The 15,574-nt window shown below is 67.2% G+C and carries 10 protein-coding genes; 1 reads left to right on the plus strand and 9 read right to left on the minus strand.

Translation table 11 applies throughout. The features are described from left to right. Positions 1-46: 46 nt before the first annotated feature. Positions 47-760, plus strand: a complete 714-nt coding sequence (locus tag ABNQ38_RS07310; RefSeq protein ID WP_377806482.1) for an IS6 family transposase — start codon at positions 47-49, stop codon at positions 758-760. A gap of 33 nt (positions 761-793) precedes the next feature. On the opposite strand, the gene pgi is transcribed toward ABNQ38_RS07310, so the two are convergent. The 9 genes from pgi to ABNQ38_RS07355 all read right to left on the minus strand — a co-directional run bounded on the left by pgi (position 794) and on the right by ABNQ38_RS07355 (position 15,528). Further along, on the minus strand, positions 794-2,461 hold the full coding sequence (gene pgi / locus ABNQ38_RS07315) for a glucose-6-phosphate isomerase (RefSeq protein ID WP_377806483.1): 1,668 nt from the start codon (positions 2,459-2,461) through the stop codon (positions 794-796). Then, positions 2,458-3,438: a carbohydrate kinase gene (locus tag ABNQ38_RS07320; RefSeq protein ID WP_377806484.1), complete on the minus strand. Its 981-nt coding sequence runs from the start codon at positions 3,436-3,438 to the stop codon at positions 2,458-2,460. The genes pgi and ABNQ38_RS07320 overlap by 4 nt, the downstream gene beginning before the upstream one ends. Positions 3,439-3,468: 30 nt before the next feature. Then, positions 3,469-6,147 carry a phosphoenolpyruvate--protein phosphotransferase gene (gene ptsP, locus ABNQ38_RS07325; RefSeq protein WP_377806485.1) on the minus strand — a complete coding sequence of 893 codons (2,679 nt, stop codon included), beginning with the start codon at positions 6,145-6,147 and terminating at the stop codon, positions 3,469-3,471. Between the two features lie 19 nt (positions 6,148-6,166). Continuing rightward, on the minus strand, positions 6,167-7,600 hold the full coding sequence (locus ABNQ38_RS07330) for a glycoside hydrolase family 32 protein (RefSeq protein WP_377806486.1): 1,434 nt from the start codon (positions 7,598-7,600) through the stop codon (positions 6,167-6,169). Positions 7,601-7,658: 58 nt separating this feature from the next. Next, positions 7,659-9,029 carry a sucrose-specific PTS transporter subunit IIBC gene (locus ABNQ38_RS07335; protein WP_377806738.1) on the minus strand — a complete coding sequence of 457 codons (1,371 nt, stop codon included), beginning with the start codon at positions 9,027-9,029 and terminating at the stop codon, positions 7,659-7,661. 353 nt (positions 9,030-9,382) lie between these two features. Further along, positions 9,383-11,683, minus strand: coding sequence for a methyl-accepting chemotaxis protein (locus ABNQ38_RS07340; protein WP_377806487.1), 2,301 nt, complete (start codon positions 11,681-11,683; stop codon positions 9,383-9,385). A gap of 135 nt (positions 11,684-11,818) precedes the next feature. Continuing rightward, the gene (locus ABNQ38_RS07345; RefSeq protein WP_377806488.1) at positions 11,819-12,946 is read right to left on the minus strand and encodes a porin; all 1,128 of its coding nucleotides are present in this window, start codon (positions 12,944-12,946) and stop codon (positions 11,819-11,821) included. 384 nt (positions 12,947-13,330) lie between these two features. Next, the gene (locus tag ABNQ38_RS07350; protein ID WP_377806489.1) at positions 13,331-14,329 is read right to left on the minus strand and encodes a LacI family DNA-binding transcriptional regulator; all 999 of its coding nucleotides are present in this window, start codon (positions 14,327-14,329) and stop codon (positions 13,331-13,333) included. Positions 14,330-14,430: 101 nt separating this feature from the next. Continuing rightward, positions 14,431-15,528 carry an ABC transporter ATP-binding protein gene (locus tag ABNQ38_RS07355; protein WP_377806490.1) on the minus strand — a complete coding sequence of 366 codons (1,098 nt, stop codon included), beginning with the start codon at positions 15,526-15,528 and terminating at the stop codon, positions 14,431-14,433. Positions 15,529-15,574: the final 46 nt, after the last annotated feature.

Here is a 15,574-nt window from a genome sequence, read left to right on the forward strand (position 1 = left end):
GATCAGGTAAAACCCGGCCGCTTTCGACGGTTGAGGTGACACGGTGATGCGCAGCAGGAGGAGCCCGTTCAAGGGCCGGCAGTTCACGGCCGAGGTGATCCTGTGGGCGGTGCGCTGGTACCTGCAGTTCCCGATCAGCTACCGCGATCTGGAACGGATGCTGGCCGACCGCGGCGTTGCCGTCGATCACACGACGCTCTGCCGCTGGATCCAGGTCTATGCCCCGGAACTGGACAAGCGCCTCCGTCCGCACCTGCGGATGACCACCGGCTCCTGGCGGGTGGACGAGACCTACGTGAAGGTGAAGGGCCGCTGGATGTACCTATACCGCGCCGTCGATGCGCGCGGGCAGACCATCGATTTCCTGCTCAGCGCCAAGCGCGATGCGGCCGCGGCCCGGCGTTTCTCCCGCAAGGCGCAGAAGCAGGCACACACGGTGAACCCGCGCACCCTCACCGTGGACACGAACGCCGCCTATCCGAGCGCGACCAAGGCGATGAAGGAGAACGGCGAGCTGTGGCGCTTCACCAAGCTGCGCCAGGTCAAGTACCTCAATAACATTGTTGAACAGGATCACCGACGGATCAAACGGCTGGTCCGGCCGGGGCTCGGGTTTCAGGGCTTCCACACGGCGCGCCGGACGATCGCCGGCTACGAGATCCTGGCGATGGTGCGCAAGGGGCAGGTTGCCGCCATGCCTGCCAACGACATGCTCGCCCAGGCGACCTTCATCGCCAACCTGTTCGGAGCGGCCGCCTGACGGTGTCGATACCGCGGCTCACCGCATCCGCCATCAAACTTTGCAACGGAACCGGTGTGCCTGCCACCACGCCATCAGTCCGGTGGTGGAGCTATCATGTGCCCCCTCAGCCGGCCCGCTCTCCATCTTCGGCAGGATGGTGTTGGCCAACTGCTTGCCCAACTCCACGCCCCACTGGTCGAAGCTGTTGATGTCCCAGACGATGCCCTGGACGAAGACCTTGTGCTCGTACAGCGCGATCAGGGCGCCCAGCGTCGCCGGAGTCAGGCTCTGCATCAGGATGGTGTTGGACGGGCGGTTGCCGGGGAAGACGCGGTGGGGGACCAGTGCCTCGACCTCATCCGTTGGCTTGCCGGCCTTGGTCATCTCCGCCCGCACCTCGTCGGCGGTCTTGCCGCGCATCAGTGCCTCGGCCTGGGCAAAGACGTTGGACAGCAGGATGCGGTGATGGGCGCCGGCCTCCGCCCCGATGGGATTGTGGGTGGTCGCCGCCGCCACGAAGTCGCAGGGGATCAGCGAGGTGCCCTGGTGGATTAGCTGGTAGAAGGCGTGCTGGCCGTTGGTGCCGGGCTCACCGAACAGCACCGGGCCGGTCTGGTAATCCACCGGCTCGCCGCCGCGGGTCATCAACTTGCCGTTGCTCTCCATGTCCAGCTGCTGGAGATAGGCGGGGAAGCGGTGCAGATACTGGTCGTAGGGCAGCACCGCGTAGGACGAGGCATCCCAGAAATTGCGGTACCAGACGCCCAGCAGCGCCAGCAGCACCGGCATGTTGTGCTCGAGCGGCGCGGTCTGGAAATGCTCGTCCATCGCATGGGCGCCGGCCAGCATCTCGGCGAAGCGCTCCGGGCCGATGGCGATCATGATCGGCAGGCCGATGGCCGACCACAGCGAATAACGGCCGCCGACCCAGTCCCAGAAACCGAACATGTTGGCCGGGTCGATGCCGAACTTGCGCACCTCCGCCTCGTTGGTGGAGACGGCGACGAAGTGCTTGGCGACATGCCCCTCGTCCTGCGCGGTCTCCAGGAACCAGCGGCGGGCGGAATGGGCGTTGGTCAGCGTCTCCTGCGTCGTGAAGGTCTTGGACGCGATGACGAACAAAGTCGTCTCCGGGTCCAGCCACTTCAGCTGTTCGGCCAGATGGGTGCCATCGACGTTGGAGACGTAATGCAGCGCCACATAGGCGTGGGCGAAGGGCTTCAGCGCCTCCGTCGCCATGACGGGGCCGAGGTCGGAGCCGCCGATGCCGATGTTCACCACGTCGGTGATCGGCTGGCCGCTGTAGCCGCGCCACTCGCCGTCGCGCACCGAATTGGCGAAGGCATCCATCCGCTCCAGCGCCGCGCGCACCCCCGGCATCACGTCGCGGCCATCGACGGTGACGGCGCGGTCGGAGCGGTTGCGGAGCGCCGTGTGCAGGACGGCGCGCTTTTCCGTCAGGTTGATCGGCTTGCCGCCGAACATGCGGGCACGCGCCCCCTCGACATCCTGCTGGCGGGCGAGATCGAGCAGCAGGCGGAGCGTGTCCTGGGTGATGCGGTTCTTCGAATAGTCGAGGAACAGCCCGGCCGCCTCCGTCGAAAAGGCTTTGAACCGGCCTGGATCGGCGGCGAACAGGTCACGCATGTGCGTGCCGGCCATGTCCTGGCGGTGTTGGGCGAGGGCGGCCCAGGCGGGGGAACGGGTTAGCGCGGTCATGATGCGTTGGACTCCTTGACGTCAGCGGTCCTTTGACGCGGCTTGACAAGCTGGGAAAGTTCGGCGGCACGGGGAAGATCAGCACCACGCCGCGAACAGGTAATTGCCGCGGCGGTGGCGGCCCTTTCGATGATCGGACGCAAATCAGCGAGGTCGAGGGTGCCGATCGCAGTGCGCGAGAGAAAGCCTTGGCTGGCGAGGCCATCGAGGAGGGCCGCCTGGAAGGTGTCGCCGGCACCGATCGTGTCGACGACGCTCACCGCCGGGCTGGGAACATGAATGACCTCTCCTGCGATCGCCGCGAAGGCACCATCGGGACCGGCGGTGACGACGGCGATTCTGGGTCCGAGCTGCGACCATGCGCTGACGGTCCTGGTGAGGTCGGCATCGCTGTACAGCCAATCGACATCCTCGGCGCTGGCCTTGAGAATGTCGACGAACGGAAGCAGCCGATTGAAGCGGGCGACGGTGGCGTCCCGGTCGGGAGTGACGGTCGGCCGCATGTTGGGATCGAACGAGATGACGCTTTGCATCCGTCGCGCCGCGACGAAATCAGCCAAGGTCTTCCCCGTCGGATCCAGGAAGGCGGCGACCGACCCGAAATGAATGGCGGAAAAACAGGCTTCCGCCATTGGCAGATCGCCTTCGGTCATCGCGAAGTCGGCGGCGCCGGCAAGGAAGAAGGTGTAGTCGGGGACACCCCGGTCGTCGAGCGCGGCCAGGACCAATGACGAGGGCCTGTCCGACCGGCGGGTGAAGCGGAGATTGACGCCCTCGCGACCCAGGGCAGCCGTGATCCGCATTCCAAGCCGGTCGCCCGACAGCGCGCCGAGGAAGGCGACGGGCTGTCCGAGCCGTGCCAGCCCGACGGAAACGTTGAGCGGTGATCCGCCAATGACCGGCTCGAATACGTGACCGCCATCGGAATGGTGGCGCTCGACGAGATCGATGACGGCTTCCCCTGCGACCAGAATCATTGTTGTTCTCCTTGAGCGCGGCGGTCTTGTTTAGAGTTCCGGCCAATGGGTGGCGAGTAGGCTGCGGACCGCCTCGCCGTCGTCGAGGTCGAGAGCGGCCTTCGCCACCGCGATGCAGTCGGGCATGATCAGTTTGCGCACGGCGGCCTTTATCTCTGGGATCGCCTCGGGGCCGGCCGAAAGTTCGGTGACGCCAAGGCCGATGAGGAGCGGGGCCGCGATCGGGTAGGAAGCGAGATTGCCACAGACCCCGATCCAGCGGCCATGCGTCGCCGCTCCTTCCGCGGCATCGGCGATCAGGCGCAGGACGGCCGGATGGAAGGGGTCGAGTTGCTGTGCCAAACGAGGGTTGCAGCGATCCATCGCCAGCGCATACTGGGTCAGGTCGTTGGTTCCGACCGAGAAGAAGTCCACCTCCCGCGCGAAGCGCTTCGCCGTCAGCGCCGCGGACGGCACCTCTACCATCACCCCCACCTCAATCGGCGTTTCGCGGCCGAGGGCGATCCGTTCCGCCTCGATCACCGTCTTGACGGTGCGGAAGTCGGCGAGCGTGGCGATCATCGGCAGCAGGATCCGGCAAGTGCCGAAGGGTTCGACCCGAAGGATCGCCCTGACCTGCGTTCGCAGGATCTCCGGCTGCCACAGGCTGGTGCGGATGCCGCGCAAGCCGAGCGCCGGATTCTCGTCCGCCGGCAGGTGGATGTACGGCACATCCTTGTCGGCGCCGGCGTCGAGGGTGCGGATGATGGTCGGGCGGCCTTCGAGCGCGGTCGTGATCGCCTGATATTCGCGATACTGCTCGTCCTCGTCCGGCGCCTCTGTGCGGTCGAGGAACAGGAATTCGGAGCGGAGCAGTCCACAGCCTTCCGCGCCGTTCTCCATCGCCCGGCCGGCGTCCGCAAGCGAACCGAGATTTGCGACGACCTCGATGCGGACCCCGTCGGTGGTGCAGCAATCGGCCCCGGCCGCCGCGCGCGCCTCGGCGAGGCGGGCACGGCGAACCGTGATCGCCCGCTCGACCGACGTGATGGAATCCGACGGAGGATTGATCCACACGTCGGCCTTTCCGGCGTCGATGATCACCGCCTGGCCGTCCTGCACACGCAGGGCGTCGGGGCCGATTGCCACCACGGCCGGGATGCCGCGGGACGCGGCGAGGATGGCGACGTGGGAGGTGGGGCCGCTGGCGGCGAGGCAGATGCCGGCCACGCGGTCGAGTTCCAACTCGGCGAACTGCGATGGCAGCAGGTCGTCCGCGATCAGGACGGTACGGTCGCCCAGTCGCAGACGCTCCTCCGTCCGCCCGAGAAGTTGGAGCAGGACGCGGCGCTGGATATCTTCCAGATCGGTCGCCCGTTCGGCGAGCACTCGGTTGCCGAGACCGCGCAACGCGGTGATCTGCTCATCGACCGCGGCCTTCCAGGCGAAGGGCGCGCTCTTGCCCGAGGCGATCAGGCGGTCGGCCGCGGCCTTTAGGAAGGGATCGTCGAGAAAGGAGAGATGGGCACCGAGGATCTCGGCTTGCTTGCCGCCGTGGCGGCCCCGTTCGCCCTCGTCGCCGAGTTCCGCGATCAGGGCGGCGATCCGCGCGCGGGTCGCCACGAGCGCCTGTTCGAGAGCGGCGGTTTCCGCGGCGGGGTCGGCAGCCGTGGCGGCGAAGGCGAGATCTTCGCGGACCAGCCGCAGCGTATGGCCCACGGCTTGCCCGGGAGCGGCGGTGACGCCACGCAGGCTCACCGGCTCGCCGAACGGCAGGGGGGAGGCATTCACGGCGACCGGCGCCGCTTGATGCTCCTCCGCGGCGGGCCGGTCCTCGCCGGCCGCTGTCGGCGTACCGAGAAAGGCGACGATCGCATCGACGGCGGCGGCGCCATCCTGTCCCTGCGCCTCGATGGTCAGCAGATCACCGCAATGTGCGCCGAGCACCATCAACGAGACGGCGCTGCGGGCATCGGCCTGCCGGCCGCCAAGGCTGACGGTGATCGGCACCGGGCTTTTCTTGGCGTGATCGGCGACGACGCCGGCCGGTCTGGCATGCAGGCCGAACGGATCGCGGATTTCCGCGATCCGGCGGACGATTGCGGTCTCGGCAGGGGGCCGGGCTACTGGAGCGGTCGCCGGGAGGGGGGCGCTCAACGGGGAGGCGTCGGTGGCCTCATCGACCGGTGCCAGCCGGCAGCAGATCTCCCCGATACCGACCGGTCCGGGCTCCCGGAGGTCGCGCAGGCTCCAGCCTTCGCCGTTGGTGACGATCATCAGGACGACCATCGAGCGGGCCTTCGGCCTGATCACGTCCGGTTCGAAGGTGACCAGCGGGGCGCCGCGGCCGACCTGGGCGCCTTCGGCGACATGCAGATGGAAGCCCTGCCCATGGAGGCCCACGGTGTCGATGCCGATGTGGATCAGGACCTCCGCCCCGTTCGCGGCGCGCAGATTGATCGCATGGCGGCCTTCGTGCAGCCCCGTGACCCGTCCGTCGAACGGCGCGTGGAGCACGGCGCCGTCGGGGTCGATGGCGATTCCATCCCCCAGAACGCGCCCGGCGAACACCGGATCCGGCACCTCGCCGATATCGATCAGCCGGCCGGCGAGCGGCGCGGCGACGTCGACCGGGCCGGACACCGGGGCACCGGTCGGGGCACCGGTCGGGACGGTGGCTTCCGCGGTCTCGGCGGCCGGCTTGCGACCGAACATGCGGCTCAGGAACATGGTCTCGTCTCCTTGGATGTCAGCGCTGTTCCGCGCGACATGTCTGCTTCTCGTGGCTGAACGACTTGCCGAGCGGCCAATGGGTCAGGCGCAGCACCCTTGCGCCCTGCTCGGAGCGGAGGCCGATTCTCGTGGGCGACGGATGCGGATAGGTCCTGGCGGAAAGAACGATGTCTCCGCCGTCGATGAAGACCTCGATGCTGGAGCGGTCGACGAAGACGGTGACCGTCTCGACCGGCCGGCTGGCGACCGTCAGGCCCAGCAGCGATATCCGCCCGTCGATCCCCGGCCCATGCAACCGGATTTCGCCGGTGTCGCGCAGGAAGGCGAGGGTGACCGGCTCGCCGGCGGCGGCCCGCAGGACAAGCGCAAGATCGCCTGTTTCCTCCGGGGCCAGATCCAGCCTGATTTCGCATGCGGTGGCTTCGAGGCCGTCGATCCACCGTTTCCCGGCGACGGCGAGATCTTCGACGCTGCGTTCTTCCCCCCGCAGGGCGGCAAGCTCGCGGGCCGGACGCTGGTGGAGACGATCACCGGCCAGCGCCAGTTCCCTGGGGATGGTCAGGCAATGCATCCAACCTGCGTCTACGGTGGGAGCCGCCGTCTGTTCCGGCAGCCCCATCCAGCCGATCAGCAGGCGTCTGCCGTCGGGTGCCAGCCAGCTCTGCGGTGCATAGAAGTCGCGGCCATGGTCGAGCGGATGGAAGAGGCCATGATCGAAACGGCCGGTGTCGAGATCGATGCGCCCGATCACCACCCCGGCGACGTTGGGGGAAAACCCCGAGCCGCCATCACCGTCCCCATGGTGCTGTTCGCAGAATATCAGCGCGTCGCTGCCGCCAATCCGGAACAGATCGGGGCATTCGCACATGTAGCCATGTTGGCCGGCTGCAAGGATCGGTCCGACGACGCTCCAGCCCAGCAGGTCGGGCGAACGCAGCAGCAGCACGGTGCCGGCGAGATCCTTGGTCTGGACGCCGAGCACCATCCACCAGCCCGTCTCGTCGCGCCAGACCTTCGGGTCGCGGAAATGGGTGGTGTAGCCAGGAGAGGGTCCGGTGATCACCGGACCCCGCTTGTCGAACCGGATGCCGTCGCCGGAGCGGGCGAGGCACTGGTGGGTTTCCCGTTCCCCCAGCCCGTTCCTGACATTCCCGGTATAGACCAGCACCAGCTCGTCCCCGTCGGCGACCGCGGAACCGGAATAGCAGCCGTGGCTTTCGAAGCGTTCCGTCGGCGCGAGCGCGAGCGGCAGGAACTCCCAGTTTACGAGATCGGCCGACCGCGCATGGCCCCAGCACTTGTTTTCGTGGGTGCAGCCAAGCGGATTCCATTGGAAGAAGATGTGATGAGCCTCCTTCCAATGGATCAGGCCGTTCGGGTCGTTGATCAGCCCGACCGGTGCCGAAAGGTGGAACTGCGGGCGCCAGGGATCACGATTCGGGTCCGGCATGGGAATGCTGTTTTCGGTGCGCAAAGAACGCTCTTTCCGAGGTCGGGGAATGGGGAAATCAGGCTTGGCCCTTCTTGAGACCGAAGAGCCAGGAACCGGCGAAGGCGACGGCGAAGGCGATCAGCATCCCGATGAGATAGCTCGGGATGGAGGTCGGCTCGACGATGGCGATGCCGGGAATGCCGGTGACGCCGACCGCCGTCATGCCGACCTTGGTGGCGACGACGAAGGCGCCGCCGACCGCGCCGCCCGCCGCTGCGCAGACGAAGGGCCGGACGAAGCGCAGGTTGACACCGAAGATAGCGGCCTCGGTGATCCCGAGCAGGCAGGAAAGCGAAGCCGGCAGGGCGATCTGCTTCACCTTGATGTCGTCCGTGCGGAAGAAGACCGCCAGGGCGGCACCGCCCTGGGCGACGTTGGCCATCGCCCAGATCGGCAGAAGGAAGTTGATGCCGATCGCCGGATTGGCCAGCAGGCCCGCCTCGATCGCATGGAAGGAATGGTGGACGCCGGTCACAACGATCGCCGAATAGACGCCCCCGAAGAGGAGGCCAGCGAGGACGCCGCCATGGGTGTAGAGCGCCTGGAGGCCGACGGAGATGCCGTCCCCGAGAATCCGGCCGGCCGGACCGAGGACCGTCAGGGCGAAGAAGGCCGAGACCAGGAGCGTCAGGAACGGCGTCAGCACGATGTCGAACATATCGGGCACCACCCGGCGGACCAGCCGGTCGATGTGGCTCATGACCCAGACCGCGATCAGGATCGGCAGCACGGTGCCCTGATAGCCGAGCTTGGCGACCGGAATGCCGAACAGATCCCAGTATTCCTTCACGCCGGTGCCGACCGTCCAGGCATTCTGCAAATCCGGATGAATCATGATGCCGCCCAGCGCCGCAGCCATGAAGGGGCTCACACGGAACTCGCGGGCGGCGGAGAAGGCGACGAGGATCGGCAGGAAGACGAACGCGGTGTTCGACACGATGTTGAGAAGCTGGAACAGCGACGACTGGCCGGTCAGCCAGCCGAGCGTCGTCGCCATGCCGAGGGCGCCCATCAGCAGGCCGCTGGCGACGATCACCGGGATGATCGGAACGAAGATGTTGGAGAGCAGCCGCGCCAGGCGCTGGAGGATGTTGAGGTTCGCGGCGGCGTCCGCCTTCGCCTCCTCCACCGACACCGATTTGACGCCGAGGGCGATGACGCCGTCGAACACGCGCTTCACCGCGCCCTGACCGATGACGATCTGGAACTGCCCGCCGGAGAGGAACGTCCCCTTGACGGCCTCGATCTTCTCCAATGCCGTCTTGTCGACAGCGGCGGGGTCTTTCAGAACGAGGCGCAGGCGCGTTGCGCAATGGGCTGCGCTGACGATGTTCCCCGCCCCTCCGATGGTGGAAAGGATCGCTCTGGCGGCGTTGAGTTCCAAGATGACTTCCTCCTGTTCGAACGCGTTTGTTGTTGCAAAGGCAGACCGCCGGACGCATGGCGGGGCATGATAAGCCCTTGGCGTTGCGCGGCATGGCGATGGCGGCTTGAACAGACTGTCTTCTCGGCATGACGGCCGGACCCGCCGGGGAGAAGGCTGCGCCGGGAGCAGCGGACCGCTTGCCGCATCCTGTTCGGACCCCGTTCGGATCCGCTGGACATGGATGCTATAGGGTACGTTCCACTATCAGTCAATCGGTTCAATAAAACGCTTTATCAGATCGACGCGCGCAAGCTGTCGTGGTTGACGGAGGCATTTCGGTCACTGGCCTCCGGGCTGGCCAAGGGGCTGGGGAGTCAGCGCCTCATGCGGGCCACCAGCGTGCCGACCTCCGTGTCCAGGGCCTCGACCGCCCGGACGACCGTCGCCGAGGCGGACAGGACCCGGTCCGCGGTCTCGCCGGCGGTGCCGGCGGATCTGGCGACGGTGTCGATGGTGTCGCGGACCCGCCCGGCGCCCGTCATGGCGACTTCGACGTTCTGCGCGATCATGCCGGTGATGTCCCGCTGCCGTTCGACCGTTTCGGACACGTCGAGGGAGAGGTCGTTGATCTGGTTGACGACGGCGGCGATGCTGCGGGTCGCCGCCACCACCTGTTCCGTCGTGTTGCGGATGCTGGCGATCTGTCCGGTGATGTCGTCGGTCGCCGCCGCGACCTCTCCGGCCAGGGCCTTCACCTCGGCCGCGACGACGGCGAACCCCTTTCCGGCCTCCCCGGCATGGGCCGCCTCGATCGTGGCATTGAGCGCCAGGAGATTGGTCTGGGCCGCAATCCCGCTGATCAGTCCGACGATGTCGCCGATGGCGCGCACGCTGGCGGCAAGGCCGTCGATGGCCTCGTTCGTGCGCGTGACCGTCGCGGCCGCGTCGCGGGCGATCGTGCCGGAGCGCAGCACGCGGTCGCGCACCGCGCCGATGGAGTGCGACAGTTCCGCCGTCGCTGCCGCCACCGCCCTGACGCTGTCTTCCGCCTGACGGGAGCTGTCGGTCGCCATGACGGTCTCCTCGGCGGTCGCATGCGCGGTCCGGCTCATTCCCTGGGCGATCTCCTGCATTCCCGATGCCGAGGCCGACACGCTGTGCAGCACCGACCGGACGAGGTCTTCGATCTGCTCGGCGATCTCGTGCATCGTGCGCGACCGCTCCTCCGCGGCGCGGTTCCGCTCGCGTTCGGCGCGCGCGCCGGCATCGCGGGCGACGAGGGCGGTGTCGCGGAAAACCGTCAGCGCTTCGGTCATCTCGCCGATCTCGTCGGCACCGCCGGCCGGAATTTCCGAATCGAGCCGGCCGCCGGCAATCGCCAGCATCGCCGAGGCCAGCCGGCGCAGCCGCGACACGATCATCCGGTGTCCGACGCCCCAGATCAGCAGCAGTGCGGCCACGGCACTGGCCGCGGCGGAAAGCATCATCGTCAGGCGATCGGCCGCCAGGGTCGCGCCGACCGTTTCGACCGCGGCGTGGGCGTCCGCGCGCATGGCGGCGATCCGCGTGTCGACCCCTGCGGACAGTTCTTCCGCGCGTTGCCGGTTTTCGGCCAGGATCGCAGCGCCTTCCCGCATCGCTGACGTTTCGGAGCGGCGCAATGCGAAGAGACCGTCCTCGCCCCGGCCATGGGCGATCAGTGTCTCGACAGTTCCGGCAAGCGCGGCGACGTCCTTCCCGTCGCCGCCCCGCTGGAGAAGCCTTACCCTGTTCGAGAGCAGGACCGTCTGGCTCGAATACTCCTGTTCCAGTTGGGCCAAGCGCCGTTCGTCGATCGTTTGGCTCGCCTCGCGGAGAATGCCCGCGACGATGCTGCCGTGGGTTGCCGTTTCCAATGCCGCCCGGAATCGCAGCAGGCCGCGGCTCAGAAGGGGGGACAATCCTTCGCGCAGTTGCGCGCGGGCATTGTCGGTTGCCGTGGCGACGGCACGCTCCAGGGCGGCCAACGGCTCGCCACCCGAGGCGGCGTCGGGGGCAGCGCTGCCGGACATCTGCCGGAAGCCGGCCAATGCCTCCGTCAGCGCGTCGAGTTCGAAATCGAGGGAGGATTGAACCGTGTCTCCCTTGCTGCGGAGCTCCACACCCAGCATTTCGATCAGGGGGGTCAGTTCCGCGTCGAGCCGGTCTGCATCGTGATCGAGCGCCGAGAGCGCCGCCTGCCGGCGGGTACGGAGGTCGAGCCGTCGCGCCACCGTTCCGTTTGCCGTCCCGAGTGTCGCCAGCAGGCTCGTCATCGAGCTGCGCAAATCGTTCCCGAATTCGCCGTCATGGCGGCTCTCGACCTCATCGATCAGGGCAGTGAGCATCCGGCCGCGATTGTCGATGTCCTCGAACAGCCGGGCCCTCGTGTCCTCGCTGTCGGCAGCGTCCAGCGACGGGGCGGCCAGAGCGATGCCGGCACTCGCGGAAGCCAGGCGATTTGCCAGTTCCATATTGGGCAGGCTGACCGAAACCACACGGTCGAGCGGCTTCATCAGGGCGGAGAGAGACAACAGTCCGCTTCCGCAGACCCCGACGGTGATGGCCGCCATGCCGATGAAGGCGGCAAGCAGTTTCGCCTGGACGCCGAATCTGCGGCCTATCGGCAAGGTGCCGGTCGGGAGTGCGGAGTGCATGGCGAGGGACTCCGAAGCGAGCGGTTGATGAAAAAAGGTGCCGGTTGCCGGGCATTGGCCGTCGTGAGAAGGCACATGCCGGCAACCGGCCAGTCGCACTGGGATGGACGCTAACGTCAGAGGACGATGGGAGACCTAGAAGTCCAGGCTCGTCCGGACCAGGACCATGTTGCCGCGATCGTTCTGGCTCGCGACGTCGGAGTTCAGGCGGAAGTGGTTGTATTCCGCCCCGAAGGCCAAGCCCGGCGCCGCAACGTAGCGGATGCCGGTGGTGATGAGGTCGAAGTTGCGGTTGCCGCGCACGGCGAGGTCGCCGGCGTCCTTCGAATGCAGGTAGCCGACGCCCAGCGTGTAGGCGGCCAAAGTGTATTGCGCGCCGACGGTCCAGACATTCTGACCGCCGCGGTCTGTGGCCGCGCTGTTGCTGGCCCTGCGGATGTAGCCGCTCTCGCCGCCCCAGGAATAGCTGCCGCCGAGCTTCAGCCCGCCATAGGCGGCGGACAGGCCGAGATGATAGGAGGTCAGCCGCTCGAACGACGCGCCGGCGGCGGAGTTGCGGGCCTGGCCTCCCAGGACGTAGGCGGCACCCTTGACGGCGACGTCGCCCAGCTGGTCGTCGTAGTTCACGCCGCCTTCAACGACGTCGGAGTAACCGCCGGTGTGGGTGGCGTCCGCCGGGGTCAGACTCTTGTTGCGGTCGATGTTGGTGTTGAAGCTGCCGGTCTGCGGCTGATAGCTGACCACCGCCTGCAGGCCGGAGAAGCGCGGCGAGGAGTAGACCAGCCGGGTGCCGGCGTCTCCCGACTTCAGCGCCTTCAGGTTGGTGGTCATTGACGGCACGTTGGCGCCGGTGTTGCCGAGGAAGGCCGCGAAGGCGCCGTCGACGCCGCCGGTTCCCCAGTCGGACGGGGCGATGACACCGCTGTCGTCGCTGGGGCCGCCCTGGCCGCCGGCGCTGATCTGGCCGAAGCTGCCCTTCACGAACAGGTAGGCGCCGTCGTCGGACGCGGTGCGGTCGCCGTTGGCGGCCATCAGGGTGAGGCGCGCGCCATATTGCAGGCCATTGTCGGCGGTGGCGGTCGGGGCGACCTTCAGGCGGACGCGGTTGCGGAACTCGACGGAGCGCTGGCCGGCGTCAAGCTTCTGGTCGACGGCGCCGCCTTCGAAATAGGCGTCGCCGCCCAGCAGCAGCTTGAAGCCGGTTTCGGCGCTTGCCTCGGCCGCCCCCAGGCAGCCGGCCAATGCCAAAGTCGCGGCGGACACGCCGCAATACCGTGAAAATCCAGGCATAACTTCCCCCCTTTTGGGCGTTCGTTGTCGTGATGGCGGGCCGCGTCGATATGGCGGCACGGGGTCACCCCGCGGCGTTGCGCGGGATGGCGATGGCGGGAAAACGGGATGTTCCGCCAGCATAGGAGCGGCTGAACCGGTCGGGTCGAACCGGGACGCTGGCAGCAGAGCGGATGATCCCCGCCCATCGTCGCCCCGGTTTGTCCGGCTGAAATTGATTGTAGGGCATACGATCAATTTGAGTCAACCGATTTAGTGAAGCGATTTACTAAATCGGTAGTGCGATGGGTGCGGCTTGTGCCGCCGCCGCGCCGGCCAGCGCGGACACCTGCTATTTTTCTGCGATGGCCGTTGGTATCAGATGGAGCTGCGGCGGATCAGCGGGCAGGGCACGCGGATCATCCGATTGGCCGCCTGCGCCTCCGGTGATCCAAGAAGATATTCCACTGCCTTGCGGCCGAGTTCGTAATGAGGCAGTTGCATGGTGGTCAAACCCGGCCGCAGCAATCCGGCCAGCTCGTGGTTGTCATAGCCGATGACGGCCACGTCCTTCGGGATGGACAGTCCAAGCTCCTTGAGGGCTTCGTAGCAGCCCATCGCCACCCAGTCGTTGATGCAGAACAGCGCGGTCGGCTGCTGTTCCAGCGCCATCAGAGCCATGGTGGAGCGGTGGCCGCCTTCCGGGAACCAGCAATCGCTGCGGACATACCGATCGTCCCAGGCGATGCCGGCCTCCGCCAGCGCCCGCCGGTAGCCAGCCAGCCGTTCGCGGCCGGCATCCACTTCCGGCAGGCCGTACAACAGGCCGATGCGTCGGTGTCCGGCTTCGATCAGCGCGCGGGTGGCGGCATAGCCGCCCAACTCCTCGTCCGCGAGGATGGAGGGAAAGCGGTCCTGCGGGTCATAGGCGTTCACCAGCACCGTCGGCATCGTCAGCAGTTCGGCCGGCAACTCCACCGCGCACATGGACATGGCGGCGTAGATGATGCCGTCGACCTGCCGGTCGCGCAGCATATCGACCGCGGCGCGGGTGATGGCGGCATCGCCCCCGGTATTCACGATCAGCAGGACTTTGTCGTTGGCCCAGCTCAGTTCCTGGGCACCAACGATCGTGCGTCCGGCATAACCCGACGATGCGATCACGTCCGTGATGAAGCCGATGGTATGTGTCTGGGAAGAACTGAGCGCCCGGGCGCTTGGGTTCGGCCGGTAACCGAGCTTGCGTACCGCCTGCCACACCCGCTCGCGGGTCGTTTCGGGGATGGCGTCGGCGTTGTTGTTCACGACCAGGGAAACCGTGGTCGTGGACACTCCGGCTTCGGCAGCAACGCTTTTGATGGTCGGACGGCTGGACATGGCACTCAGGACATTGGACGGATGGAACCGCGATCCTATACCGTCGCCATGCGCATGGGAATGCAACCCCGCCGTCCTGAGGCGGCTCCTGGCAGAACCTGTCAGTGGTTCGCCCGCGCCAGGGCGGCACCGGAGGCATCGAACAGGTGCAGCGCGTCGGGTTGGAAGAAAACTTCCACCCGCTCGCCGACGCGGAAGCGCTTTCCACCGGGAATCGCCGCGGTCAGGGCCTCCATGCCTGGGCCGGCACCATGCAGGAAGCCGCGGTCCCCATGATACTCGATGTCCCGGATCTCCAGCATCAGACGGAAGCCCCATTGGTTTCCGGCGCTCAGGGCTTCCGGCCGGATGCCCACGGTGACGGAGTCGCCGACCTTGGTCGTCGGGCCGGGACGGCAGTCCGACTGCACCGAACTGCCGTCGAGGAGCCCGACCCGCACCCCGCCCCCGTTGACCGCTTCGACCCTTCCGGTCAAAAAGGACATGGCCGGCGACCCCAGGAAACCGGCGACGAACCGGTTGGCGGGACGTTCGTAGAGCTCCAGCGGCGTGCCCACCTGTTCCACCCTGCCGGCGTTCAGGACGACGATGCGGTCGGCCAGCGTCATCGCCTCCACCTGATCGTGGGTGACGTAGATCATGGTGTTGCCGATGTCCCGATGCAGCCGGGCGATCTCCAGCCGCATGTTGCCCCGCAAGGCGGCGTCCAAGTTCGACAGGGGTTCGTCGAACAGGAACACTTTGGGATGGCGGACGATCGCCCGGCCGATTGCGACGCGCTGGCGCTGGCCGCCCGACAGCGCGCGGGGGCGCCGGTCCAGCAGATGCTCCAGATGAAGGATCAGCGCCGCCTCCGCCACGCGCTGGTCGATCACCGCCCGGCTGGCCTTCGCCATCTTCAGTCCGAACGCCATGTTCTCGCGCACGGTCATGTGCGGATAGAGGGCATAGGACTGGAAAACCATCGCCACGCCGCGCTCGACGGGGTCCTGGTCATTGGCCCGCAGGCCGTCGATCAGCATCTCGCCCGACGAGATGGGCTCCAGCCCGGCGATCATGCGCAGCAGGGTCGATTTCCCGCAGCCCGACGGGCCGACGAAGACGATGAACTCGCCATGGGCGATGTCGAGATCGATGCCGTGGATAACGGCGTGCTGCTGATAGCTCTTGCGGATGTTGTGCAGCGTCACGGGTGCCATTGCGGGAGGCCTCCCAATCCTTGTCAGCGGTTCCGATCGGGGTGGG

The sequence above is a fragment of the Azospirillum sp. A29 genome (assembly GCF_042604625.1).
Taxonomy (GTDB): Bacteria; Pseudomonadota; Alphaproteobacteria; order Azospirillales; family Azospirillaceae; genus Azospirillum; species Azospirillum palustre.

What these genes read in the sequence shown, in the direction of transcription:
- ABNQ38_RS07310 (WP_377806482.1), top strand. Translation starts at nt 47, where the DNA reads ATGCGCAGCAGGAGGAGCCCGTTCAAGGGCCGGCAGTTCACGGCCGAG.
- pgi (WP_377806483.1), bottom strand. Translation starts at nt 2,461, where the DNA reads ATGACCGCGCTAACCCGTTCCCCCGCCTGGGCCGCCCTCGCCCAACAC.
- ABNQ38_RS07320 (WP_377806484.1), bottom strand. Translation starts at nt 3,438, where the DNA reads ATGATTCTGGTCGCAGGGGAAGCCGTCATCGATCTCGTCGAGCGCCAC.
- ptsP (WP_377806485.1), bottom strand. Translation starts at nt 6,147, where the DNA reads ATGTTCCTGAGCCGCATGTTCGGTCGCAAGCCGGCCGCCGAGACCGCG.
- ABNQ38_RS07330 (WP_377806486.1), bottom strand. Translation starts at nt 7,600, where the DNA reads ATGCCGGACCCGAATCGTGATCCCTGGCGCCCGCAGTTCCACCTTTCG.
- ABNQ38_RS07340 (WP_377806487.1), bottom strand. Translation starts at nt 11,683, where the DNA reads ATGCACTCCGCACTCCCGACCGGCACCTTGCCGATAGGCCGCAGATTC.
- ABNQ38_RS07350 (WP_377806489.1), bottom strand. Translation starts at nt 14,329, where the DNA reads ATGTCCAGCCGTCCGACCATCAAAAGCGTTGCTGCCGAAGCCGGAGTG.
- ABNQ38_RS07355 (WP_377806490.1), bottom strand. Translation starts at nt 15,528, where the DNA reads ATGGCACCCGTGACGCTGCACAACATCCGCAAGAGCTATCAGCAGCAC.